18 protein-coding genes and 2 pseudogenes are annotated in these 24,349 nt (G+C 68.9%); 6 read left to right on the top strand and 14 right to left on the bottom strand.

Translation table 11 applies throughout. From position 1 onward, the window contains the following. Positions 1–26: 26 nt before the first annotated feature. A pseudogene (locus ACLZN2_RS39515) lies at positions 27–527 on the top strand (MGH1-like glycoside hydrolase domain-containing protein); the annotation flags it as partial. 20 nt (positions 528–547) lie between these two features. Here the strand turns inward: ACLZN2_RS39515 and ACLZN2_RS39510 are convergent. Next, the gene (locus ACLZN2_RS39510) at positions 548–697 is read right to left on the bottom strand and encodes a hypothetical protein (protein ID WP_416984433.1); all 150 of its coding nucleotides are present in this window, start codon (positions 695–697) and stop codon (positions 548–550) included. Between ACLZN2_RS39510 and ACLZN2_RS39505 the strand changes: the two are divergent. Together ACLZN2_RS39505 and ACLZN2_RS39500 are read left to right on the top strand one after the other, a co-directional pair. Continuing rightward, positions 672–1,067 (top strand): annotated as a pseudogene (locus ACLZN2_RS39505) (hypothetical protein); the annotation flags it as partial. The gene ACLZN2_RS39510 and the pseudogene ACLZN2_RS39505 sit on opposite strands and share 26 nt — an antisense overlap. After that, a complete protein-coding gene (locus tag ACLZN2_RS39500) occupies positions 1,040–1,651 on the top strand; it encodes an RICIN domain-containing protein (RefSeq protein ID WP_416984432.1) in 612 nt (203 codons plus the stop codon). The pseudogene ACLZN2_RS39505 and the gene ACLZN2_RS39500, both read left to right, overlap by 28 nt. Positions 1,652–1,685: 34 nt before the next feature. On the opposite strand, the gene ACLZN2_RS39495 is transcribed toward ACLZN2_RS39500, so the two are convergent. Next, positions 1,686–2,765, bottom strand: coding sequence for a LacI family DNA-binding transcriptional regulator (locus tag ACLZN2_RS39495; protein ID WP_416984431.1), 1,080 nt, complete (start codon positions 2,763–2,765; stop codon positions 1,686–1,688). A gap of 215 nt (positions 2,766–2,980) precedes the next feature. On the opposite strand from ACLZN2_RS39495, the gene ACLZN2_RS39490 reads away from it, so the two are divergent. Continuing rightward, the gene (locus tag ACLZN2_RS39490; RefSeq protein ID WP_416984612.1) at positions 2,981–5,059 is read left to right on the top strand and encodes an RICIN domain-containing protein; all 2,079 of its coding nucleotides are present in this window, start codon (positions 2,981–2,983) and stop codon (positions 5,057–5,059) included. A gap of 86 nt (positions 5,060–5,145) precedes the next feature. Here the strand turns inward: ACLZN2_RS39490 and ACLZN2_RS39485 are convergent, their stop codons facing one another. The 9 genes from ACLZN2_RS39485 to ACLZN2_RS39445 all read right to left on the bottom strand — a co-directional run bounded on the left by ACLZN2_RS39485 (position 5,146) and on the right by ACLZN2_RS39445 (position 18,912). Further along, positions 5,146–5,952, bottom strand: coding sequence for a hypothetical protein (locus tag ACLZN2_RS39485; RefSeq protein ID WP_416984430.1), 807 nt, complete (start codon positions 5,950–5,952; stop codon positions 5,146–5,148). Between the two features lie 122 nt (positions 5,953–6,074). Then, the gene (locus tag ACLZN2_RS39480) at positions 6,075–9,011 is read right to left on the bottom strand and encodes a discoidin domain-containing protein (RefSeq protein WP_416984429.1); all 2,937 of its coding nucleotides are present in this window, start codon (positions 9,009–9,011) and stop codon (positions 6,075–6,077) included. Positions 9,012–9,084: 73 nt separating this feature from the next. Then, complete coding sequence (locus ACLZN2_RS39475) at positions 9,085–10,563, bottom strand: glycoside hydrolase family 32 protein (RefSeq protein ID WP_416984428.1); 1,479 nt, start codon at positions 10,561–10,563, stop codon at positions 9,085–9,087. 72 nt (positions 10,564–10,635) lie between these two features. After that, complete coding sequence (locus ACLZN2_RS39470) at positions 10,636–12,936, bottom strand: glycoside hydrolase family 3 N-terminal domain-containing protein (RefSeq protein WP_416984427.1); 2,301 nt, start codon at positions 12,934–12,936, stop codon at positions 10,636–10,638. Between the two features lie 65 nt (positions 12,937–13,001). After that, positions 13,002–13,886, bottom strand: coding sequence for a carbohydrate ABC transporter permease (locus tag ACLZN2_RS39465; RefSeq protein ID WP_416984426.1), 885 nt, complete (start codon positions 13,884–13,886; stop codon positions 13,002–13,004). 6 nt (positions 13,887–13,892) lie between these two features. Then, complete coding sequence (locus ACLZN2_RS39460) at positions 13,893–14,879, bottom strand: carbohydrate ABC transporter permease (protein ID WP_416984425.1); 987 nt, start codon at positions 14,877–14,879, stop codon at positions 13,893–13,895. A 51-nt stretch (positions 14,880–14,930) separates the two neighbouring features. Further along, entirely contained in the window at positions 14,931–16,229 is a 1,299-nt protein-coding gene (locus tag ACLZN2_RS39455) for an extracellular solute-binding protein (protein WP_416984424.1), read from the bottom strand. A gap of 479 nt (positions 16,230–16,708) precedes the next feature. Then, on the bottom strand, positions 16,709–17,716 hold the full coding sequence (locus ACLZN2_RS39450) for a LacI family DNA-binding transcriptional regulator (RefSeq protein WP_416984423.1): 1,008 nt from the start codon (positions 17,714–17,716) through the stop codon (positions 16,709–16,711). Between the two features lie 188 nt (positions 17,717–17,904). Then, on the bottom strand, positions 17,905–18,912 hold the full coding sequence (locus tag ACLZN2_RS39445) for a LacI family DNA-binding transcriptional regulator (protein ID WP_416984422.1): 1,008 nt from the start codon (positions 18,910–18,912) through the stop codon (positions 17,905–17,907). A 353-nt stretch (positions 18,913–19,265) separates the two neighbouring features. Between ACLZN2_RS39445 and ACLZN2_RS39440 the strand changes: the two genes are divergently transcribed. Beyond that, a complete protein-coding gene (locus tag ACLZN2_RS39440; protein ID WP_416984421.1) occupies positions 19,266–21,815 on the top strand; it encodes a GH32 C-terminal domain-containing protein in 2,550 nt (849 codons plus the stop codon). 314 nt (positions 21,816–22,129) lie between these two features. Here ACLZN2_RS39440 and ACLZN2_RS39435 read toward each other — a convergent pair whose 3' ends face one another. The 3 genes from ACLZN2_RS39435 to ACLZN2_RS39425 form a co-directional block, all read right to left on the bottom strand. Beyond that, a complete protein-coding gene (locus tag ACLZN2_RS39435) occupies positions 22,130–22,402 on the bottom strand; it encodes a hypothetical protein (protein WP_416984420.1) in 273 nt (90 codons plus the stop codon). Further along, entirely contained in the window at positions 22,402–22,632 is a 231-nt protein-coding gene (locus ACLZN2_RS39430; RefSeq protein ID WP_416984419.1) for a hypothetical protein, read from the bottom strand. Before ACLZN2_RS39430 ends, ACLZN2_RS39435 begins: the two co-directional genes overlap by 1 nt. 297 nt (positions 22,633–22,929) lie before the next feature. Next, a complete protein-coding gene (locus ACLZN2_RS39425) occupies positions 22,930–23,319 on the bottom strand; it encodes a hypothetical protein (RefSeq protein WP_416984418.1) in 390 nt (129 codons plus the stop codon). Positions 23,320–23,848: 529 nt separating this feature from the next. On the opposite strand from ACLZN2_RS39425, the gene ACLZN2_RS39420 reads away from it, so the two are divergent. Next, positions 23,849–24,280, top strand: coding sequence for a transposase family protein (locus ACLZN2_RS39420; protein ID WP_416984417.1), 432 nt, complete (start codon positions 23,849–23,851; stop codon positions 24,278–24,280). Positions 24,281–24,349: the final 69 nt, after the last annotated feature.

The following is a 24,349-nucleotide window of genomic DNA, read 5'->3' as shown; positions in this document are numbered from 1 at the left end:
GTCCCGATGAAGGCGGGGCCAACACGCTGAAGTTCGCCCAGGGCACGAACTACGCCGAACTCGACCGGATCACGGCGAACCCGTACTTCAACTACCAGGCGATCCCCGCCTCGCAGCAGCGCGACGACGCCAACTGCTGCCACTGGAACGGCCCGAGCTGGCCGTACCAGACGAGCCAGGTCCTGACCGGCCTGGCGAACCTGCTCCAGGACCACCCCGCGCAGAGCTACGTCACCAAGGCCGACTACCAGACGATGCCGGCCCAGTTCGCCGACCTCCAGCACAAGGACGGCAAGCCCTACATCGCCGAGGCCGCCAACGGTGACACCGGCGAGTGGATCTACGACGGGTTCAACTTCAGCGAGAACTACAACCACTCCAGCTTCAACGACCTGGTGCTCACCGGCTTGCTGGGCATCAAGCCGCAGGCCGACAACACGCTGGTGCTGAAGCCGCTGGTCCCGTCCACGTGGGACTACTTCGCGGTGGAGTCGCTGCCGTACCACGGGCACACCTACTCGATCCGCTGGGACCGCGACGGCACCCACTACGGCAAGGGCAGCGGTCTGCAGATCTTCCAGGACGGTGTGCGCATCCACCAGTCCTCGACGGTCGCCAACACCACGGTGAACGTGGCCGCCCCCGTCACCCCGGCAGCGGCCACCCGGCTGATGAACGTGGCGGCCAACCCGCTCACCGCCGAACAGGACTGGCTCGGCCGCACCATCACCCAGCCCTACCCGAAGGCCTTCGCCTCCTACACCAACACCGTCTTCAACGGCCCGCACTGCCACAGCGGGCAGACCTGCAAGCCCACCACCTTCGACGCCCCGCTGCGGGCCACCGACGGCTGGATCCGCTACGACAAGATCCCCGACGACCGGTGGACCAACTCCGGCTCGCCGAACACCACCGACCACCTCGGCGTCGACTTCGGCGCATCGCGCAAGATCAACGAGGTGAAGTTCTACACCTACGACGACGGCGCGAACATCCGCGTCCCGGCGAGCCACACGGTCCAGTACCTCAGCAACGGCTCGTGGGTGAACGTCCCGAACCAGGTGAAGAGCCCGGCCGCGCCGGCGGCGAACAACGTCAACGAGGTCACCTTCCCGACCGTCACGGCTCCCAGTTCCGGGTCGTCTTCACCCCGCAGTCCGGCAAGTTCGTCGGCGTCACGGAGCTGGAGTCCTGGTACCCGGAGACACCGAACGTCAAGATCATCAACAAGAACAGCAACCTGGAGCTCGGCATCTCCGGCTCCTCGATCGCCCCCGGAGGCGCCGCACAGCAGCAGACGGCCGGCGCCACGGCCAACCACCGGTGGAAGATCGTCCCCGCCGAGAACGGCTACCACAAGATCTTCAACACCAACAGCGGCCAGGTCCTCGGCATCAAGGACGCCTCCCAGACCGCCGGAGCCACGGCGCTCCAGTGGGGTGACACACTCACCGCCGACCACCTCTGGTCGCTGGTGGACGCGGGCGGCGGCTACTGCAAGATCGTCAACAAGAACAGCGGCATGGTCCTGGGCATCCAGAACATGTCCACCGCGTCCGGGGCCCCGGCCCTCCAGTGGGACGACAACGGCACCGCCGACCATCTGTGGCGCATCGCCGCGGCCGACGGATCCACGCCCTTCAACTCCTGACGGACCCGTCGGTACGAAGAGGACCGACAGGAGTTCAGCCCTCGGCCCGGTCCCGCCGTGACGGGGCCGGGCCGCTGCTCTCCCGCACGATCAGCTCCGGCTCGGCCCACAGGGGCAGGGCCGGGGCGGTACCGGGCTCGAGGAGCCGGTGGAGCAGGCCGAAGCAGCCCCGGCCCAGGCCTTCGAAGTCGAGGCGGACGGTGGTCAGGGCGGGGTGCGCGTAGGCGGCGTGGGGGGCGTCGTCGAAGCCCACCACGCTCAGGTCGCCCGGTACGTCACGGCCCGCCTCCCTGGCCGCGCGGAGTACACCGAGTGCCAGGTCGTCGTTGCCGCAGAGCACGGCCGTGACCGACGGGTCGACCAGCAGGGAGCGGGTGGCGAGGTAGCCGGAGCGGGGGCTCCAGCCGGCGTCGAGCGGTTCCGGGAGGGGCTTGCCGGCCGCCCGCAGGGCATCGCGCCAGCCCTCGGTGCGCTGGCCGATGCGGGTGGTGGAGGACGGGATCGCGAGGTAGTGCACGGTCTCGTGGCCGAGGCCCAGGAGATAACGGGTGGCCTGGGCGGCGGCCGCCCGGTCGTCCAGCCAGAGTTCGGGCCGGTCACCGGGGCGGCCGTCCTCGGGCCTTTCCACCGCCGCCGCTGCCGGGAACCCGGTGGGCAGCGCCTGCCATGCCCGTACGCCCGGTGCGTCGAAGGCGATCACCAGTACCGCCTCCCCCGGCCGGCTGACCCGGGCCGCGACATCCGCGGGCTGCCGGGCCGAGCCGGTGTCGAGCACGCTGACCCCGACCGCGAAGTCGGCCGCCCTCGCCGCCTCCAGGATGCCTCTCAGGGTCGCCGAGGCACCGTACAGGGAGGTGTCGGAGGTGAGCACGGTCACCGAGCGCACCGCACCGCCGGCCAGGGCCTGGGCCATCCGATTGGGCGTGTATCCCATCGCGGCGATGACGTTCAGGACCCGGGCCCGGGTCGACTCCTTGACCCGGGGGTGGCCGTTGACGACCCGGGAAACCGTCTGGTGGGACACGCCCGCTTCCTTGGCGACGTCCCGGATGCCGACGGCCTTCGGAGTCCGCGGTCCCCCTTCGGAGCGGGGGGCGGGGGTCGCTTCCTGCATGGTGCGGACGGCTCCTCGTCTGGGATCGACGGTCATACCGTACCCGCAGCGGTGATGATCTTCTCCGGCCGCTCCAGGCCGCGCCGCCCGGAAAGTTCCACGCGGAGTATTGCCAGGGCCAAATGTTACCGTTCACACTTCCCCTGCGTCACTGACACGCCATCCGCTTGCCCAGTTGCTGCCTAGCCTGGAGAAGAAGTGTGAACGGTAACATGATGACTCACTGGACAAGACCTGTTGCCGTCCGGGCGTTGGTCCTCAGCCTGGCTCTCGCCTGGCTGGTCGCCCTGGGCGGTGGCCGCACCCCGTCGGTGGACATCGGCCGGACCGAGCCAGTCGCCGTGAGTACCGACCAGATCCCGGTTCCGTCGGCTCCGATGGGCTGGGCCTCCTGGAACAGCTTCGCCAGCAGCATCGACTACGACACCATCAAGGCCCAGGCCGATGCCCTCGTCTCGTCCGGCATGGCTGCCGCCGGCTACACGTACGTCAACATCGACGACGGCTGGTGGCAGGGCGCCCGCGACAGCGACGGCGAGATCGTCACCGACGAGAGCCTGTTCCCCGGCGGCATGAAGGCCATGGCCGACTACATCCACAGCAAGGGCCTGAAGGCGGGCATCTACACCGACGCGGGCAAGCAGGGCTGCGGCTACTACTACCCCACGACCAGACCCGCCGCGCCCAACACCGGGAGTGAAGGCCACTACCAGCAGGACATGCAGACCTTCCAGGAGTGGGGCTTCGACTTCGTCAAGATCGACTGGTGCGGCGGCAACGCGGAGGGCCTCGACCAGGAAACGACGTACAAGGCGATCAGCGCCGCCAACGACGCCGCGGCCGCGATCACCGGACGCAAGCTGGTCCTCTCCTTCTGCGAGTGGGGCACCGGCAACCCCTGGAACTGGGGCGCGGGCACGGCCCGGATGTGGCGTACCAGCACCGACATCATCTTCTGGGGCAACAGCCCGTCCACGGCCAACATGCTGGCCAACTTCGACAAGACGCTGCACCCCTCCTCCCAGCACACCGGGTACTACAACGACCCGGACATGCTGATGGTCGGAATGAACGGCTTCACCGCGGCCCAGAACCGCACCCACATGAGCCTGTGGGCGATCTCCGGCGCTCCGCTGCTGGCCGGCAACAACCTCACCACCATGAGTGCCACCACCGCGTCGATCCTCAGGAACTCCGAGGTCATCGCCATCGACCAGGACGCCCGCGGCCTCCAGGGGGTCAAGGTCGCCGAGGACACCAAGGGCCTGCAGGTCTACAGCAAGGTCCTGTCGGGCACCGGCAAGCGTGCCGTGCTGCTGCTCAACCGCACCTCGTCCTCGGCGTCGATCACCGCCCGCTGGGCCGACATGGGCCTGACCACGGCATCCGCCACGGTGCGCGACGTATGGACGGCGACCGACGCGGGCAGCTTCGCGACCGGCTACTCCGCCACTGTCCCCGCCGGTGAAGCGGTGCTGCTCACCGTGTCCGGCACCGAGGGATCCGGCATCACCTACGAGGCGGAGTCCTCGTCCAACACCCTGGCCGGCAGTGCCGCCACCGGTACCTGCGCGTCCTGCTCCAACGGTTCGCTGGTCGGCTGGATCGGCAACGGCTCCGCCAACACCCTGACGTTCAACAACGTCAGTGCCGCTGCCTCCGGCGTGCAGCTCGCCACCATCGCCTACGTCAACGGTGGCAGCACCGCCCGTACGGCCACGCTGCAGGTCAACGGCCAGCAGCCCACGGTGGTCTCGTTCCCGCCGACCGGCTCCTGGACCACCCCCGGCACCGTTTCCGTGCTGGTCGGCCTCGCCAAGGGCGCCACCAACACCCTGAAGTTCTCCAACAGCGGCGCCTGGGCGCCCAACCTCGACGCCGTCCTGCTCCAGGGCATCGCGGGCACCAACGGAAACGAGATCATCGGGGCGGGCTCCGGCCGCTGCCTCGACCTCGCCAAGAACACCATCACCAACGCCACCCAGCTCACCCTGTGGGACTGCGTCGGCGGGCACAACCAGACCTTCACCTCGACATCGCGCGGCGAACTCGTGGTGTACGGCAACAAGTGCCTCGACGCGAACGACAACGGCACGGCCAACGGTACGAAGGTCATCATCTGGGACTGCACCGGCGGCACCAACCAGAAGTGGACCGTCAACTCCAACGGCACCGTCACCAACAACCTCTCCGGCCTCTGCCTCGACGCCGTCGGCAACGGCACCGCCAACGGGACCAAGATCGACCTGTGGACATGCAACGGCGGGACCAACCAGCGGTGGACACTCAACTGACGGACTGATCCCACCGTTCGGCACGACCGACGGACGGGCCGGATTCCCCGGCCCGTCCGATCGGGCGGTCGGCCGGATCGCTGCGGTCAGGGACGGCCCTTCAGGCGCTCCACCTGCCGGGCGAGCTCCGACCACACCTTCCGCAGCTCGGAGTGTCCGCTCTCGGGACGCCGCGCCCGGAGCTGTCGCCAGGTCGACTTCGGGCAGCGGCCCTTGGGCCTGTCGTTGATGAAGTCGCCGTACGGCACCCTGCGCGGCGGGAGGCCGATCTCGACGTAGGGCTCCTTGACCGACCCCTCGTTCCAGCCCTGGTTGGGTATGCGGATGTGGTCGGACCTGTGGGACTTGTCCTGACTGGTGATCTGCATGACCTCGGCGTACCGCAGCCCGCTCCGCATGATCACGCAGTAGTGCTTGTCCACGGTCTCGGACTCCCGGTACGGCACCATGGCGAGCCAGACCTCCCCGGCCGCCGGACGGCGACGCCCCCCGTTGAGTCCGCCCCTGTCCCACCACAGCAGCGCCCGGTGATGGGCGAAGGCGACACAACCCGCCGTGAGGGGCACCAGGGTGCTGTAGTTCCCCTCGGGCGCGTCGGCCGTCGCCTCGGCCCAGGCCGCGCCCATCCAGGCGAGGACGACCAGGGACGTCGTACGGGCGACGTAGATCCACCACAGGTGGGGGCGGGTCCGGCTCGCCAGTGCGACGACGAGCGCGGCGACCAGGACGGGCACGCCGTACACGCCCAGGTGGCCGGGGCCGGTGGTCCGGAACTTCGGATCGGACATGACGAACGGCAGGGCCAGGAAATGACCGACCGCGTTCCAGAGAAACAGCAACAGGAACCACGCGAGGGCGACACCAAGGCAGGAGTTGTTGTTGCCACGCCCCACATCGCCTCCATGTCTCCTGGGAACGGCAACATGATCCACACCCCGTGGAGGACGGGAGACCCGTAGAACTACGTAGTTCGGTTACGCAATTCGGACCAACGTCCGGCCCCCCTGGCCTGGGGTCAGCTGTAGACGGTCAGCTCTGCGATCGACCACCAGTTACTCGCGACATTGGCGGTATTGACGACCTTGATGTAGCGAGCTGTCTGCGTCGGGAAGGACACCAACTCGACTCGCTGGCCGTCCGTTACGGAAGAAACCTTGGTCCAGTCGGTTCCCTCCGTGGACACGTACACGTCTGCGCTTCGCGCGTAGTCGCCGATATTGCCACCGGAGTCCAGCAGAATCCTGTCGAACGTCTGGTTCTGCCCCATGTCCACTTGGATCCAGAGGCCGTCGTACTGGCCCGTTCCGGAGCTGTACCGGGTGCCGGAATCGCCGTCCAGCATGTTCCCGGGGCCGTCGTCGTACGGGCTTGTGTCCGACATCGTTGCGGTCCAACCCGTCCGCGACAGCGCAGGACCCAGGTCGATGACGTCGAACGAGGATCCACCCGCGTCTGCTCCACTGGCTCCGTTCACCGAGACCTCGTACGTCCCCACGGAAAGTCCACTCGGAACGTAGGCGCTGATGGTCGTGTCCGACCAGCCGGCTATTTCGGCATAGGTCGATCCGAAACGGACCGTGCCCAGTCCCTGTGTGTCGCCGAAGTGGGATCCGCTGATGGTGAACCTGGAGCGCGGTATTCCTTGATCCGGCTTCAGGCCGCTGAATACCGGCGAGGGGAAGCTCGACAGCTTCTGGGTGGTGAACATCCCCGAAGTCCCGCTCGGGAGCGTATAGGTGTACGTGCCGTCGGCGGACACCGGGAAACTCTGACTGGTGGCGGTCCCGTTGAACACCACGGCGACCTGAGCCCCTTCCGAGCTGGTCCAGGTCTTCAGCTGGAGGCTCTTGGGCACCGCTGTCGGAGCCGAGATCGAGCCGGTTCCACTCGAAGACCCGTATACGTTGATTTCGCCGATGCCCCACCAGAAACCGGATGCCGCGGCGCAGACGATGCGAATGTACCGCGCCGTCCGGGCCGGCAGGGTGACGGCCATCTTCCCGATGTTCCCGCTGCCGTTCGCGATGGCGCTGCCCCAGTCGGCCCCATCGTCCGAGACGTATATCTGGTACTTGGTGACGTAGTCGAAGGAATTGTTCTCGCCCGTGGCGAAGACGATCTTGTTGAAGCTCGTAGGGCTCCCCAGATCGATCTGGAACCAGTCGCCGCTCGTCGTCCCGTGCCCGAGATTCCACCGTGTGTTGATGTCGCCGTCGATCGCGTTCGCGGCCGCACCCCAGTCCGGACTCGACGAGGCGGTGGCGGTCCAGTGGCCACGGCTCAGTGATGTTCCGGGCGTCCGGACGGAAGCGCCGATCGGCAGGGAGTAGGTGAGCAGCGTGTTCCCGGTGCGGACGGCATTCTGGTAGGGCAGGAGTGCCGGGTCGTACGTGACCGTGATCGGACCGGACGGCGACTTGAACGTGAAGTCATGGGTCGGATCGGAGACGTTGGTCGCCGCGGGGGTGCCGCCGCTCCGGCTGGGCCCCGTATACGTGAACGTGACGGCGTCGCCGGCGTCCAGGGTGTAGTCGAAGGACTGCGATCCGTCCGCCACGCTGAAGGTTTTCGCGGCGCTCCCCGAGTTGTACGCGATCAGGACCTTCGATCCGTCCGGGTTCTGGAACGCGACGTTCTCCACGCTTCCTTCCCCGAGGGTGTTCGAGTAGATGCGATACGCCCCGGGCTTGACGAACCTGCTGGCGTGAGCGAGGGCGTGGTAGTCCACGTTGTAGGACACTTCTCCGCTGGCCGGATCGATCGTGACCAGTCCCCGGCACATGGGGATGCCGTTGGTGTCACTGTTGAGCGGGCCCCTGTCGGGGTCGAGTGCGGTGTTCCAGAGCATCACTCCGTTCGCCCAGTTGCGCATGCCCTTGATGATCCAGGTGCCGAGCGCGTCGTCGAACGCCGTCCGGTCGTCGCCCTGCCACACGCCTCCACTGGCTTCCGTGATGTAGGTTTCCTTGCTCGGGTAGTCGTTGTGGACCAGGCTCTGGTAGGTCGGGTTGCCGCTGTAGATGTGCCATCCGGTGCCGGCCGTGTACTTGGCGGCAGCGGGGTCACTGAAGATCGTCTCGGGGTACGAGGGCACATCCCAGTTGTGGTCCCAGGCCAGAATCTTCGTGGAGATCCCGTTGGCCGCGAACGCCTGGCCGATCTCCTGGATCAACTGGGATTCCTGGTAGGCCGACAGGAACATGCCAGGCCAGCTGGGCGTGCCCATGGGTTCGTTCTGCGGCGAGATGTAGGAGACGGGGACGCCGGCTGCGCCGTAGGCCTTGATGAACTTCACGAAATAGTCGGCCAGCGCGGAGGTGTACTCGCTCTTGAGGGTGCCGCCTATCTGGGATCCCGATGTCTTCATCCAACCTGGCGGGCTCCATGGGTTGGCCATGATTCTGGCGGACGGGTTGAGGGAGAGGGCCTCCCGCAGTGCCGGGATGATGTACGCCTCGTCGTGCTTGACGGAGAATTCGGCCAGCGTCGGGTCCGTCTGTCCCGCCGGCATGTCGTCGTAGGAGTAGTTTCCGGACGCGTTGAAGTCCGTGGCGCCCATCGGGGAGCGGATCAGGCTGAGGCCGATGCCCTTCGAGGGGTCGTACAGCTTCTGCATCAGCGTCGTTCGACGAGCAGTGGACAGCTTGTCGATGAGCCAGGCGGAAGAGTCGGTCATGGCCGCCCCGAAGCCCTGCACTCTCTGGTACTTGACGCTGTCGTCGATCTTGATCGTCAGCGGATTGTCCGTCGTCTTCGTACGGAACAGCACATCGCTCTGGCCGACGACCCATTTGTCGGCCGAAACGTCCGTCAGCCAGACGTTCACGGAACTGCCGGGAGAGGCTTGCTTCGTCTGCGGGGCGGCGACGGCGTTCCCGGAAACCGTCCAGGTGGCGGCGACGCCGATGGCGGTGGTCAGGAACCGGCGTCGTCCGAATCCGTACGAGCTCATGGGAGATCCTCCTTGGAGTTGCCTGTTCAGCACTGTGAAAGGCGGGTGGGCTGATGACGGGTTGAAGTCGGCTCTACGGCGACGTCGGCGCCGGCTCTGTGGCGCCGGTGCTCGGATCCTTGATCACGAGTGGGCGCAGCTCCCACGCGTCGACCGCGTAGCCGAGGTGCGCACCAGGCGCGCTGCGGACCTGCAGTCGCCACGGGCTCTGCCCTGTGGGGTAGAAGCGCAGGGTGAGGACCTGGCCGGTGGAGGTCAGGAAGACCTCGGCGATGGAGTGGTCGACGACCACGCGCAGATCGACGGGTCGGCCGGCCGGGCAGGGCATCCGGTAGGAGCCGCCCTGGGCCCGGGGGTCCAGCGAGGCGTGGTCGCGGTCGACGACCAGTTCGCCCGCCTCGGCGTCGAGACGGAGATCTAGGTACTCGGATCCGTCCGGGGTGGTGAGCAGCCGTAGGCCGGCGTCTCCGGTGGGCTCCAGACGGGCCGTCAGGTCGAAGGCCCTGCCCACGCCGCCGAGGTTCACCGGCTGCGGGCCGTGCGTTTCGCCTGCGGCCCGGACGGTGTGGTCGCCGCGCAGGGCCAGGAGTTCGGCGGCGGGCTGCTGGCGCAGCGTTCCGGCGTCGTCGACATGGATCTCGCGGGGCAGGGTGAGGACGCCGGCCCATCCGTCCGCGACGGCCCAGGCTTCGTCGCGGGCTTCCCATGACCAGCCCCACAGCAGCCACCGGCCGGCGGGTGCGCGCAGCAGGGCGGGTGCGTAGCAGTCGGGGCCGTGGTCGAGGGGTACCGCTGGGCCGGCCTCGAAGCGGCCGTCGTGCTCCTCGCCGATCAGGGCCGCGACGCTCATGGGGCCGGTGGGTTCGGTCCAGGTGCCGAAGAGGAGGGCGCCGCGGCCGTCGACCGCAGGGAGGTACTGGGGGCATTCCCAGCCGTCGCCGGTGAGCTGCTCGGTGCCGCCGACGGGCTCCGGGTGGCGGGTGGCGAAGGGTCCTCGGTAGGTCCAGTTCTCCAGGTCGGGCGATTCGTACAGGAGGGCGGCGGCGCGGCCGTCCTCGAGGGCGGCGCCGACCAGCATCCGCCAGCCGTCGCCGTCGCCGTCGCGCCAGACGTACGGGTCGCGGTACATGGCGCAGCCCTCGGGCCATGCGGGGATAATCGTTTCTCCTCGCGGGCTGAAGGTCACGCCGCCGTCGTGGGAGACGGCGCAGGTGACCGGCTGGTGCTGGAACGAGCGGTCCTCGCGGTGCGCGGAGTAGAAGGCGACGAGCCGGTCGCCGTCGGAGACGGCGTTGCCGGAGAAGCAGCCGTCGGCGTCGACACCACCGGGGGTCGGGGCCAGGGCGATCGGCAACGGCTCCCAGCTCAGCAGGTCGGAGCTGCGGAAGTGGCCCCAGTGCAGGTTCGCGTGGGTCGCCCCGAACGGGTTGTATTGATAGGAGACGTGGTAGTGGCCGTCGTGGAAGACCAGCCCGTTGGGGTCGTTGACCCAGTTGCGGGGCGGGCGCAGGTGCGCCACGGGGTGGTGCGGATCGGGGGAGGGAGTGGACACACGCGTGCCTTTCGGTATGTCAGGCCGGGCCGGGTGGCCCGGCTGCTCCGAGGGGCAGCCGGGCGTCGGACTTCAGGCCCGGATGCGGAATCCCGCGCTGAGCTGTTGCTCCCGCCGTGAGCTGGGGCCGACGCGGAGCATGAACTCACCTGGTTCGACCACGCGGCGGTTGTCGGCTGTGACGAGTGAGCAGTGCGCGGCAGGGATGCTGATGTCGACGTCCAGGCTGTCGCCGGGAGGGACCTCGACCTGGGTGAGACCCTTCAGCTCCTGCTCGGCCCAGGTGACGCTGGTGGTCAGGTCGCTGACGTACGCCTGGACGGTCTCCAGGGCAGGACGGCTTCCGCTGTTGGTGAGTCGCACCGTGGCGTGGACGGCGCCGTCGGCGCAGACGTCGTCCTCGTGCACGGCGAGGTCGGAGTAGGTGACGGTGGTGTAGCTCAGGCCCTCGCCGAAGGCGAACAGGGGGTCCTGGGTGAGGTCCGCGTAGCGGTCCCCGTGCTGGCCGCGCACCTGGTTGTAGAAGACCGGCTGCTGTCCGACGTGGCGTGCGAAGGAGACCGGGAGCCGGCCGCTGGGCTCGACGAGTCCGAGGAGGAGTTCGGCGACGGCGCGGCCTCCCCGCATGCCCGGGTTGAACGCCTCGATGAGCGCTGCCGCGTTCAGTGCCGAGTCGGGGAGGGTGCTCGGCTTGGACTGGAGCAGCACCACGATCATGGGCGTGCCGGTGGCGGCGACCGCGTCCAGCAGCGGGATCTGGCCTCCCTGGAGGTCGAGGGTGGCCGTGGAGCGCACCTCGCCCGTCAGGGCGATGGTGTCCCCCACGACCACGACGGCGTAGTCGGCGGCCTGGGCCGCGGCGGTGGCCTCCCGAAGCTGTGCCTCGTCGACCGGGGCGGGGGTGAAGACGGGCGGCTGCGGTTGTCCGTCGGGCCCGAGGGACCACTGGTCGGGGTTGAAGGCGGGGCTTTCGATGTCGGCTCCGCGGGCGTGCGTGACGGTCCAGTCGGCGGGGACGACGGCGCGGAGCCCGTCCAGCACCGTCTCCACCGTCTCGCGTGGATGTCCTTCGGGCATCCACGGCACCTGGCCGGTGGCGCCCGCCCAGTCGCCGAGCATGGCTTCCGTGCTGTCGGCGTTGGGGCCGATGACCGCGATCGTCCGCGGTGTTCCCCGGCTCGCGGCGCGGTCGGTTCCGTCCGGGGTCAGCCCGCCTTCGAGGGGCAGGGTGCCGTCGTTGCGCAGCAGTACCAGGGAGCGTCGGGCGGTCTCGAGGTTGAGGTCGGCGTGCGCGCGGCAGCCGATCACCCGCGCCTGCCGCTCGGGGTCGGGGACGCGGGGGTCCTCGAAGAGCCCGAGCTCGAACTTCAGCCGCAGAACCCGTCGTACCGCGTCATCGATCTGCTTCTCCACGATCAGGCCGCGGGCGACCGCCTCCTGCGCGCCCTCGAAGAACTCCGGCGTGGCCATGATGAGGTCGTTGCCGGCGTTGACGGCGACCGCCGCCGCCTCGACGTGGTCGGCGCAGACCCGCTGGTCGTAGACCATCCGGCCGACGTTGTCCCAGTCGGTCACCAGTGTTCCGGTGAAGCCCCACTCGCCCTTGAGGACATCGTTGATCAGCCACTGATGCGCGGTGATGGGCACCCCGTCGATCGACTGGTAGCCGAGCATGAAGGCGCGGCAGCCGGCCCGGGCCGCTCGCTCGAACGGGGGCAGGAACCACGAGCGCAGCTTGCGCGGGCTGAGGTCCGCTTCGCTGGCGTCGCGCCCGCCCAGGGTCTCGGAGTAGCCCGCGAAGTGTTTGGCGTACGCCAGCACGGCCGTCGGGTCGCCGAGGCCCTCACCCTGGTAGCCGCGCACCATCGCGGCTCCCAACTCACCGATCAGGAAGGGGTCTTCGCCGAACGTCTCGTTGATCCGGCCCCAGCGCAGGTCGCGGGTGATGCACAGCACCGGGGAGAACGTCCCGTGGATTCCGGTCGCCGCGATCTCGGTCGCGGCCGCACGGGCGACCCGGTGGAGCAGAGCGGGGTCCCAGGTGCAGGCCATGGCCAGCTGGGTCGGGAAGATGGTCGCGCCCGGCCAGAACGAGTGGCCGTGGATGCCGTCGTCGGCTGTCAGCAGCGGGATGCCGAGCCGGGTCCGCCGGGCCAGTTCCATGGCCTGCGGCATCAGCGCGGGGGGCACGTGCAGGACCGATCCGGCCAGCTTGGCGGACACGGTGTCCGTCAGGTCCCCGTGTTGTGCGTCGAGCATCAGCAACTGCCCGACCTTCTCCGGCAGGGTCATCCGTGACAGCAGGTCCTCGGTTCTCGCTTCCACGGTCGCTTCCGGGTCCAGGTACACGGCGGTGCGGACCGGCTGTCCCACGTTGTTCTCCAGGTGATGAGTCGTGAGGGGCGGAGAGTCGATGTCCGGCGGCGGGCGCCGGGGCGTCATTTCAGGCCGGTGGTGGCGATGCCGGCCACGAACTGACGCTGGAAGAGGAGGAAGACGATCATCACTGGCAGCAGGACGACCACGGCGCCGGCGAGCAGGATGCCGAAGCGGGTGAAGGACTGTCCGCTGCTGGCCAGGGCGAGGCCGACGGGGAGGGTGTACTGGCTCTCGTTCTGGGCCACGACCAGGGGCCACAGGAAGTTGTTCCAGGAGCCTAGGAAGGTGATGATCCCGAGGGTGGCGAGGGCCGGTTTGGTCAGCGGCAGGATGATCCTCGCGAAGATGGCGAGTTCGCGGCAGCCGTCGACGCGGGCGGCGTCGATGAGTTCGTCGGGCAGGGTGGAGATGAACTGCCGCATCAGGAACACCCCCAAGGGGGTGGCCAGGAACGGCAGGATCAGCCCGAGCAGGGAGCCCGTCAGCTTCATGTTGGCCACCAGGACGTACAGCGGTACGAAGGTGACCAGGCCGGGGACCATGAGGGTCGCGATGACCAGGGCGAACACGGCGCGCCTGCCGCGGAACTCCAGTTTGGCCAGGGCGTATCCGAGCATCGAGCAGAAGAGAAGGTTTCCGGCGGTGACGGCGAGGGCCACGATCACGGAGTTGGCGAACATGCTCGTGAAGTCGAGCCTGCTGAACAGCTCGCCGTAGTTGGCGGTCGTGGGCGCCGTGGGGATCAGGACGGGCGGAACCCTGCGGATGTCGGCCTCGGGCTTGAAGGAGCCGGACAGCATCCACAGGAACGGCGCGATCATCAGCAGCAGGGCGCCGACGAGCGGTAGGTACAGCCAGGGGTGGCCCCAGGTCTGCCGGACGCGGCGGCGCCTCATGGCCTTGTCCGTGGCCGACGGGCCGGCGGTGGAAACGACGGTGGTCATGGGGCATCAGTCCTTGTCTCGCAGCATCCGGAACTGCAGGACGGTCAGCGCGACGATGAGGACGAAGATGACGTAGCCGGCGGCCGACGCCACGTCGTAGTTGCCGTTGCCGAACTGGTTGTAGGCGAACATCGTGGCCGAGAGGGTGGAGTCCAGCGGGCCGCCCTGGGTCATCACGAACGGCTCGTCGAAGAACTGCAGATAGCCGATGCCGGTGGTCACCGCGGTCAGCAGCAGGGCGGGGCGCAGCAGCGGGAAGGTGACCCGCCAGAACCGCTGCCAGGCGCCGGCGCCGTCAAGTTCGGCCGCCTCCATCAGGGACTGCGGCACGGACTGCAGCCCGGCCAGCATGATGATCATGACGGTGCCGAGGTTGCGCCACACGGCCATCAGGATGATGACGGGCAGGGCGAAGCGGGTGTCCGCCAGCCAGGAGGGGCCGTCGACGCCGAACCAGCCCAGGACGGTGTTCACCAGGCCCGAGCGCGGTTCCAGAAGCGTCCTCCAGACCACGGCGACGGCCACGATGCTGGTGATCACCGGGAGGTAGAAGCCGACCCGGAAGACGGCCCGGAAGCGGCGGATGCCGCGGTCGAGGGCGACCGCCGCGGCGAGCCCGGCGGCCAGCGTCAGGGGCAGGCCGACCAGGACGAAGACGGCGGTGTTGCGCAGGGCGTGGCGGAACTGCTCGTCCTGGAAGAGCCGTACGTAGTTGTCGAGGCCGATGAACGACACGTTCAGCGGGGTGCGCAGGTCGGCGCTCTTGGTGTCGGTCAGGCTCATCAGCAGTGACCAGGCCACCGGCAGCAGCATGAAGGCCGCGAACAGGGCGAGGAACGGGGCGGCGAGGATCCAGGCGGCCCGTGCCTGCCTGCCCCGCGCCGAGTGCCGGAGCGCGAGGGGCCGGCGACCGGCGCTCCGCTCCGGCTGCGCGGTGATCCGTTTGCCGGTGTCGCCCCGCCCGGGGAGCGTTTTCGTGGACATGGATGTCATCCGTCCGTGTGGGGGGTGCCGTCCGTATCGGGGGTGCTCACGTGGCGGCGCTCAGCGGCCGGTGCCGATGCCGGTGGCCTTGGACTGCAGCGCCTTCTGCACCTCGGCGACGGTGGCCTTGCCGAGGGTCAGCTTCTCCAGTTCGGAGTCGATGGCGTCGGCGATCTGCTGCCAGGTCGTGATGGCGGGCGGCGCCTTGCTGACCTCGAGCTGCTCGGCGAACGCCTTCATGTTCTCGTCCTCGGTCAGCTTCCCCTCCGTCCACGCCCGGGGCGAAGGGGGCAGGCTGCCGCTGGCCTTGGCATAGGTGGCGAGGTTGGCGGGCTCGGTCAGGAACTGGGCGAACTTCCATGCCGCGTCGGGGTTCTTGGCGTCCTTGAACACCGCCAGGTCGCTGCCACCGGCGAACCCGGCAGCCTGCTCGCTGTACGGCACCGGCATGGTCTTCCACTTGCCGTCCAGCTCCGGGGCGTCCTTGTGGAGGCTGCCGCCGGCCCAGCCGGCCTCCTGGTAGGTGGCGATCAGCCCGTCCCGGAAGAGCTGCATGTTGTCCGCCTTGTCGGTCGGCGCCATGCCCTTCTGCGGAACGCTCGCGTAGTACTCCAGCGCCTTGGCGACCTCGGGCGAGTCGAAGGTGAACTTCCCGGTCGTGGCGTCGTAGATGTCACCGCCCTGCTGCCAGACCATCGGCACCCAGAAGAGCCAGGAGTTGAAGCCCATCACCAGACCGGTGGCGTAGCGCAGCTTGGGGTTCTCCTTGCCCGCGGTGGCCTGGATGGCCTTGAGGTCCTTCAGGTATCCGTCCCGGTCGCCGGCCGGGGCGCCCTCGATGCCGGCCTTCGTGGTGATGTCGGTGCGGTAGTAGACCGCGGAGGTGTCGGCGATGAACGGGACGCCGTAGGACGTGTCCTTGTACTTGGTGGTGTCCCACTGGCCGGGGTAGAAGTCCGACGAATCGATCGACGTCGGGGTGGCCTCGAAGGCGTTCATGGAGGCCATCTCGGCCATCCAGGTGGTTCCGACCACGGACATGTCCGGGGTGTTGCCGCCGGCGATGGCGGTGGTCAGCTTGTCGTGGGCGGCGTCCCAGGGCACCGCCGTGATCTGGACCGTGACGTCGGGGTTCTCCTGCTCGAACTTCTCGGCCAGGCTCGCGAGGTTCTTGTCGGTGTCGCCCATGGACCACATGACGACCTTGCCCGTGGCCTTGCCGCTGCTGATCTTCGCGGGCGCGTCCTTGCCGGAGTCGGAGTCGGCGCTGCGGCCGCAGCCGGTGGCCACGAGGGCCGCCGTGACGGTGACGCACAGGGCCTGGACGGTTCTGACGGTGTGACGGGTAGGGGTACGCATGGTGCAGCTCCTTGCCGTTGAGGCGATACAGGCGCGAGGGGGGGCGAAGGTGAGGAAAGGGACGGTCGCCCGTATGGGTCGGCCCATGTGCGGGGGCCGCCTGCGGGGGCAGCGGTATCGGGGGTCAGCCGCGGGTCGCGGCGGGCGCGTCCGACGCGAAGCCGGAAGCGGCTGGGCGAGGCGCACCGTTCGGTGTGCCGGAACGGGAAGGCATCGAGGGAAACGGCACCTCGGCAGTGACGCGTGAACACGCCCCCGCGGGACGGGTGGTGAAGTCGGCCGGCGGGCGAGCGGGCCGGTCGGGGCCGCTGCGTGGAGCGGCCTCAGGGAGAGCTGGACGACCTACCGGCCTGCCCGAGGCGGGGCGGGTCGGCCGCTTGGCCGGATGGAGTCCGTCCCCGCCCGCGGGGCTGGGCAGGACGGCGGAGACGGACGGTTCGGTGAGACGCCGACGCTGTGCGCGTCTCGATCGCGTGGCGTCAGTTCGAGCCCGGCGTCAACGTCGAGCCACGGATGACGAGGCTGGTGGGAATGATGCGCGAGGAGGCGGCCTGCGGCGATCCGCGCACATGGTCCAGCAGCAGACGTGCCGCCGCCTCGCCCATCTCCCGCATCGGCTGGCGGATGGTGGTCAGTGCCGGATAGGTGTACGACGCCATCTCGACATCGTCGAAGCCCACCACGGCGACATCCTGCGGAACCCAGAGACCGGCCTCGTGCAGGGCGGCGAGGACGCCGGCCGCCGAGGGGTCGTTGTGTGCGAAGACGGAGTCGAACTCCAGGCCGTCCGCGAGAGCGCCTGCGACCGCGCTCCGGCAGCGTTCGAACTGGAAGTCGCCGCGGACGACGCCGCGTGGGTCGATCTCGATCCCGGCTTGCGCATAGACGTCGACGAAGCCGCCCAGCCGTTCGCGAGTGCAGCCGAACGTCTCGGGACCGGTCACCACCAGAGGACGACGGCGCCCGATGTCCAGCAGGTGCCGTGCTGCCTGCGCGCCTCCCTCCCGATTGGTGGTGGCCACGTAGGGGAATCCCGGCCGCTGGAAGCGGTCGTCGATCAGTACGACCGGCAGCCCCGCCTCGTGCAGTTCGGTGATGTATCCCATGGCGCCCTCGGGCTCTATCACCAGCAGACCGTCGAACGACTTGGCGGCGACCTGCAGGCCCAGTCTGCGCAATGACTCCTCACCGCGGTTCCAGGTCAGCATGCGCAGCCCGAAGCCCTCGGTCTCCAGCGTCTCGACGACCGCCTGCACGATGCCGGCCCAGGCCCAGGCCATGTCCGGGACCAGCATGCCGATCATCTGTGTGGTGCCGCGTGCGAGCCCGACTGCCCCGGCGCTCGGCACGTATCCCAGCTCCGAGATCGCCTCGCGGACCTTCAGGACGGTGTTCTCGTTGATCTCGCCCTTGCCGTTCAGCACTCGCGAGACCGTCGTCTTGCTGACGCCGGCCCGTGCGGCCACGTCGGCGATGGTGACTCCCATGCCACCTCCTCTCACTCCACGCAGAGGCGGAAGACGTTCTCCCGCACCGAAGAGCCGATCGTACGGAGATCTCCGGAACCGGTACCGGGAGCGGTGCCGGAACCGGTTTCGGTACCGGTTCCGGCAGTGAAGCACCGAGAGGCTCACCCGGTCAACACACCGGAAACAACTCGTTCACGGGGAATTCGTCAGGCGTCCTCGGGAGCGGGGAGTTCGCCGGAGCCGCGGGCGAGGTAGCGGGTGGGCAGCACGCGGTGCCGGGCGGGTCCGCCCTCTCCCCCGCCCCCGAGCCGGTCGAACAGCAGGTTCGCGGCCTCCCGGCCGATGGCGGCGTGGTCCTGGGCGATCACCGAGATGCCGGGTTCGAGCAGGCCGGCCAGGGGCAGGTCGTCGAAGCCGATCAGCGCTACACGGCGCTGCAGCTGAAGCTCCTGCAGGACCGTGCGGGCCCCGAGGGTCAGGAGGTTCTGCCCGGAGACCAGTACGGTGGGCGCGTGGGCGAGGGCCAGGAGTCCGCGGGTGGCCTCCTGGGCGGCTTCCGCGCCGTGCAGACCGCGCCTGACGAGCGAGGGATGCAGGACGCACCCCACCTCGGCGAGCCCCTCCACGAAGCCGGCGTACCGCTCCTCGGCGGTCCAGATCGAGCGGAGGTCCCCGAGGAAGGCGATACGCCGGTGACCCGCCTCGTACAGCCTCTTCACCGCCGCCCGCACGCCCGCGCGGTTGTCCACGGTCACGGTGTCCACCTGCGGCGCCGTGGTGCGGCGGTCCACACAGACGACGGGGGTGCCGGCCCGGCGGGCCGCGTCGAGGTCGGTGTCGTTCCGGCCGGTGGGCACCACGATGAGGCCGTCGACCCGGCGGGCGGTGAAGGTCTTCAGCAGGCCGTGTTCACGGACCGGGTCCTCGTCGGTGGACCCGGCCAGGACCAGCATGCCGCGCTCGGCGGCGGCGTCCTCCACCGCGCGGTGCAGCGCGGCGGAGAAGGGGTTGGCCGCGTCCTCCAGGACCAGGCCGAGGGTGCTGGTGCGGCGGTCCGCGCGGCGCAGGCTGCTGGCCGTCAGATCGTGACGGTAGCCGAGCGACTCGGCGGCGCGCGTCACCCGTTCCGCCAGGTCAGGGGTGACGGGCTTGCCGTTGACGACCCGCGAGACGGTGGCGATGCCCACCCCGGCCATGGTCGCGACGTCGCGCATGGTCGCCGGTCGCCGACCTGTGTCCTTGTGCTGGCTGGGCAACGTTTTCTCCCGGGGTCGACGGGCTGCGGTCGATGGCACCGCGCAGCCGTCCCGATCCTCGCATTCAGAAGTTTTCCTGCACAGGGTCTGGACTTCGGCGACGTCGTGCCCTTACGTTCGGCGAAACGTTTCCAGCCCGCTGACTGGAGCTGCCGGTGCGTGCTGCCCCACACGCCGGGCTCGCCCGCGGCCTTGGACGAGGCCACGGCGGAGCCGCCGCCCGTGCCCGCACCCGACACGCGTCAAGCGTCTCTCGTCACGCGTCAGTCCCCTCCGGCTGAGCCGAAGCCCGCCCGCCCGCAAGGAGCGCCATGTCCAGAACCATTCGTCCGCGCCGCAGACTCCTGGCCGCGCTGGCCGTCCTGTCCGGGCTCGGCCTGGTCGCCGCCTCTCCCGCCACGGCCGACACGCTCTACCACGAGCAGTACCGCCCCCAGTTCCACTTCACCCCGGCCCAGAACTGGTTGAACGACCCCAACGGCCTCATCTACTACAAGGGCCAGTACCACCTGTTCTTCCAGCACAACCCGTCCGGCAACAGCTGGGGCAACATCTCCTGGGGCCACGCGGTCAGCACCGACCTCGTCCACTGGAAGCAGCTCCCGGTCGCCATCCCCCAGGACGACCAGGAGATGATCTTCTCCGGCGGCGTCGTACTGGACAGGAACAACACCACCGGCTTCGGGACCAGGAAGAACCCTCCACTGGTCGCCGTCTACACCAGCGCGCAGAAGGCCTCCGGCAAGCAGCAGCAGGCCCTCGCCTACAGCACCGACGGCGGCACCACCTGGACCAAGTACCACGACAACCCGGTGCTCGACATCGGCTCGAACAACTTCCGCGACCCCAAGGTCTTCTGGTACGCCCCCACGCAGCGCTGGCTGATGGCGGTCTCCCTCGCCGACCAGCACAAGATCGCCTTCTACAGCTCGGCCGACCTCAAGCACTGGACCCACCAGAGCGACTTCGGCCCGGCCGGCGCCACCGGCGGGGTGTGGGAGTGCCCCGACCTGTTCCCGCTCCAGGTCGACGGAGACCCGAAGAAGACGAAGTGGGTGCTGGCCGTCAACCTCAACCCCGGCGGCATCGCGGGCGGCTCCGGCGCCCAGTACTTCGTCGGCGACTTCGACGGCAAGAAGTTCACCTCCGACGACACCGGCTCGTACACGCCGCCGAGCGGCACCGTCACGCAGGACTTCGAGTCCGGCTCGTTCGGCGACTGGACGGCCACCGGTGACGCGTTCGGCAGCGCGCCGGCGACCGGGGCGGTGGACTGGCAGTCGCAGGTCACCGGCTTCGAGGGCGAGGCCTTCGCCAACAGCTTCCACGGCGGCGACGCCTCCACCGGCACGCTGACCTCGCCCGAGTTCACGGTGACCGGCGACTACCTCAACTTCAAGATCGGCGGCGGCGACCACCCGTACGACCCCGACGCCGTCCTGGGCGACGTGCCGGCGCCCACCGGTGAAACCCTCGCCGACTTCGAGGGCAGCACCTACACCAGCCCCATCGGCGACTGGACCGCCACCGGCGAGGCCTTCGGCACCGGACCGGCCCAGGGCACCCTCCCCGACCAGGGCCAGGTCTCCGGCTACCTCGGCAACGGCCTGGTCAACAGCTACCTGAACGGCGACGCCACCACCGGTACTCTCACCTCGCCGACCTTCACCATCGACAAGAAGTACCTGGACTTCCTCATCGGCGGCGGCTACCACCCGGCGAGCTCCGACGCCCCCACCGCGGTGGAGCTCATCGTGGACGGCCAGGTGGTGCGCTCCGCCACCGGATCCAACGGCGAAGCCCTGAGCTGGGCCTCCTGGGACCTGTCCGACCTGCAGGGCAAGCAGGCCCAGATCAAGGTCGTGGACGCCAACACGGGCGGCTGGGGCCACATCAACCTCGACCAGGTCGTCCTCTCCGACACCCAGGCGAAGATTCCCTCCGTCCAGACCGGCGTCAACCTGCTGGTCGACGGCGAGGTCGTCGACAGCGCCACCGGCGCAGGCTCCGAGGCCCTCGACTGGGCCTCCTTCAACACCATGGCCCACAAGGGCAAGAAGGCCCGGATCCAGATAGTGGACGCCAACTCCGGCGGCTGGGGACACATCCTCGCCGACCAGTTCACCGTCGCCGACAAGCCCGCCCTGACCAGCACCCAGCGGGCCCACTGGCTCGACTACGGCGCGGACTTCTACGCCGCCAACACGTGGACCGACGCCCCCGGCGGCCGCCGCGTCATGATCGCCTGGATGAACAACTGGAACTACGGGCAGGCCATCCCCACCAGCCCGTGGCGCAGCGCCGACTCCTTCCCCCGCCAGCTCTCCCTGCGGACCGTGGACGGCAAGGTCCGGCTGATCCAGCAGCCGGTCCGCGAACTGACCGGCCTGCGCGGCGCCCGGACCCAGCTGCCCACCACACAGGTCGAGAACACCGCCACCCCCCTCGCGGTGGACGGCGGCAGCCTGGAACTCCAGGCCGACCTCACCCCGGGCAGTGCCGACCGCGCCGGCCTGGACGTCCGCACCGGCGCCGGACAGCGCACCCGCATCGGCTACGACACCGCGACCGGCGAGGTCTACATCGACCGCAGCAACTCCGGCGCGACCGACTTCGACCCCACCTTCTCCGGCGTCCAGCGCGCCCCCCTCGCACTCGACGGCGGCCGGCTGAGCCTGCGCGTCCTCGTCGACGCCTCCTCCGTCGAGGTCTACGCCCAGAACAGCCGTGGCGAACAGGTCACCCTCACCGACCAGATCTTCCCCGACCCCTCCAGCACCGGCGTCGACGCCTTCGCCGAGGGTGGCACCGCCACCCTCGACCACATGCAGGCGTGGCAGCTGAAGTCCATCTGGCGCTGAGAGCCTGTGTCATATCCCCGGTCGGATCAGCGCGCGGCGTCATGGGGGTCCCCCCGCTCGAGCGAAGGGGACGCAGTTTAGGGGGAACCTGGCCGTGACCTGCGGGAACGGCTGCATATGGGCACTCTACCGGGTCAGAAACCGTGACTAGACCGTGACCGGTCGCGCGTCTGGACGCGCACGGCAAGGCGCCCCCAACTGCGCGCCTTGCTCGCACAGTTGGGGGCGCTGCCCGGCCAGGTCGGGGGTCGCCTGGGCGGGCGCCTAGCGGCGTAGGCCCCTGTCCTCTTCCAGCCTCCGCAGGGCGGAGCGTGCTAGGCGCCCTGGGCTGTGTCGTTCTCGCGGTAGGGGTTGCCCTCTGCCGGAGTCACGCACCAGAAGGTTTCCGCCGTTGCCCTGAACTGACGGTGTGTCGGATTCAGGCCCGTGTGCTTCAAAGTCCAGACCTCAACAGGCAAGCATTTATTGTCAGTTGGCTGCGCCTGTGCCCCACACGTCATGCACTCCGCCGAGTAGATGCCCTGCGGGGCGCCCTCGCCGGTTTCCGGCCCCAGCGTCCATTGAGCCGCTTTGATCAACGCGCGCATCACAGTTCCCCTCGGCTGCGCCGGTTTGCTTCGGCCACTTTGACGCTCATTGCTTCACGGTCCTGGGCCTTCTCGGTTACCGGCTCGACGTCGCCGAGGGGCACAGGCCATCCCCGCCCGCCACGCTCCGGGCGCAGATATGCAGTCGTGCCCATGACGTCGGTAAGAATGCCGACTTTCCCGTCTGGGCCGCTCACTTGCTTGCCAATCAAGGGGTGTTTTCCGCTCATCAGGCATTCCCCCAGTGGCCTGCCCACGGCCCCGCCTCGGCGCCTGTCCGGACGTTCCTGGGCGCCTCGCCCAGGTGGGCGACGTAGGGCCGGACCATGGCGCCCACGGGTTCCCAGGCTTCCCCTGCCTCCCAATCGCGGGGCGCTGCGTGCCGGTCCCTGCGGGCCCTGCGAGCGGTGACCAGTAGGGCGCGCCCATGACGTCCGGCCTGGGATGGCGTCCCGCCGAGTGGTGTAGTCACTGAGGTTTTCTCAGCGAAATGATCTTCGCGAAGTAGCCTGTCGCGGCGGACGGCATCACATACCTGGCGGGATGGCGAACGGGTCATACCCCTCGGGCATGAAGCAGCCGTAGTCCTGCAGTGGTTGCGGATCGTTCAGCACGATGCGCTTGCACTCGCCCGCAGGGGAGAGTCCGTCCGGGCGGTCCAGAACTCGTCGGCCAGGGAGTCCGGCGGACGTCGGCGCGTCGGCTGCGAGCCGACCGAAGCGGTCCAGCAGAGCCCATACAGCGTCGTAGACATCGCGGATGTCCTCGGCTGCCCTCTCCTCGGTGATCTCAGGGGAGGCTTCGCGGTACGCCGCGCGGGCCGAAGCGACAAAGCGCTCCGGATCGACGATCACCACGTCCTGGCGCATTCGAACGCTGATCGTCATACCCGTCATCGGGGCTGCCGTCTCATCCACCGCCCCACGGTACTGCGTCGGAAACGCGACAGACGCGGATTCTCCCCTGAGCACGGCCAGTAGGGGCACGCCCCAGCTCTGAGATCCGTTGGGCACTCGGTTCAGGGACAGGCGCCGAACCGACTCGATCGGTATGGATCGGGCGTGTGGGACCTGGCGGCGGACAGACGTGAAGCCCCTGGTAGGACAGGTCTGCCAAGATCATGTCCGCAGCAACCAGAGGCTTCACGTTGGTCACCTACGTTGCCACGCTCGACGTTCCGCGCCACGTGGTGGAGTTCCTCGCTCGCCTGCTGGCCACCCACCGGCGCCGGATCGGAACTCCAAGACGCTCCCGGGCGCTCGGACCGTTTCGGCAGGCCGTGCTGGTGCTGCGCTGGTTCCGCGAGCGCGGTTGCGTGCACTGCTTGGCCCGCGACGCCGGCGTCTCCCAGGCCACCGGGTACCCTACCTGCACGAAGGCATCGACGTCCTCGCCGACCAGGCCCCTGACCTGCATGAAGTCCTGAGCCGGTGTCAGCGCGAGGGCATGATGCACGTGATCCTTGACGGCACGCTGGTCGAATCGGACCGCCTCGCCGGCGTCCGCGAGAACGGAAACGACCTGTGGTTCAGCCAGAAGCACAAGGCGTTCGGCGGCAACGTCCAGTTCCTGTCGGCCCCGGACGGCACGCCACTGTGGGTCTCCGACGTCGAGCCGGGCTCCACCCCGGACATCACCGCCGCCCGCATCCACGCCCTACCCGCCCTGTACAAGGCGGCGGCCGACGGCCTGCCCACCCTGGCGGACAAGGGCTACATCGGTGCGGGCATCGGCATCCTCATCCCTGTCCGCCGCCCAAAGGGCAAGTCCGAACAGGCCCTTCACGTCGACACCCGCATGTCCAACACCCTGCTGCGACACCTGAGAGCCCTCGGCGAGCGGACCGCCGCCGAACTCAGAGGGCAGTACGTGACGTGATGCCCGTTTCGGGCTTTCGGGTGGGGCTGTCGGGCTGGTCGTGGCCTGACCAGGCGGCTACGACTGTGG

Source organism: Streptomyces sp. T028 (assembly GCF_048159505.1).
Taxonomy (GTDB): Bacteria; Actinomycetota; Actinomycetes; order Streptomycetales; family Streptomycetaceae; genus Streptomyces.
This window is presented reverse-complemented; position numbering and strand designations above follow the sequence as displayed.

Coding starts and splice junctions, on each gene's coding strand:
- ACLZN2_RS39495 (WP_416984431.1), bottom strand. CDS start 2,765: ATGCAGGAAGCGACCCCCGCCCCCCGCTCCGAAGGGGGACCGCGGACT.
- ACLZN2_RS39490 (WP_416984612.1), top strand. CDS start 2,981: ATGACTCACTGGACAAGACCTGTTGCCGTCCGGGCGTTGGTCCTCAGC.
- ACLZN2_RS39480 (WP_416984429.1), bottom strand. CDS start 9,011: ATGAGCTCGTACGGATTCGGACGACGCCGGTTCCTGACCACCGCCATC.
- ACLZN2_RS39465 (WP_416984426.1), bottom strand. CDS start 13,886: ATGACCACCGTCGTTTCCACCGCCGGCCCGTCGGCCACGGACAAGGCC.
- ACLZN2_RS39460 (WP_416984425.1), bottom strand. CDS start 14,879: ATGACATCCATGTCCACGAAAACGCTCCCCGGGCGGGGCGACACCGGC.
- ACLZN2_RS39455 (WP_416984424.1), bottom strand. CDS start 16,229: ATGCGTACCCCTACCCGTCACACCGTCAGAACCGTCCAGGCCCTGTGC.
- ACLZN2_RS39450 (WP_416984423.1), bottom strand. CDS start 17,716: ATGGGAGTCACCATCGCCGACGTGGCCGCACGGGCCGGCGTCAGCAAG.
- ACLZN2_RS39445 (WP_416984422.1), bottom strand. CDS start 18,912: ATGCGCGACGTCGCGACCATGGCCGGGGTGGGCATCGCCACCGTCTCG.
- ACLZN2_RS39440 (WP_416984421.1), top strand. CDS start 19,266: ATGTCCAGAACCATTCGTCCGCGCCGCAGACTCCTGGCCGCGCTGGCC.
- ACLZN2_RS39435 (WP_416984420.1), bottom strand. CDS start 22,402: ATGCGCGCGTTGATCAAAGCGGCTCAATGGACGCTGGGGCCGGAAACC.
- ACLZN2_RS39430 (WP_416984419.1), bottom strand. CDS start 22,632: ATGAGCGGAAAACACCCCTTGATTGGCAAGCAAGTGAGCGGCCCAGAC.
- ACLZN2_RS39420 (WP_416984417.1), top strand. CDS start 23,849: ATGATGCACGTGATCCTTGACGGCACGCTGGTCGAATCGGACCGCCTC.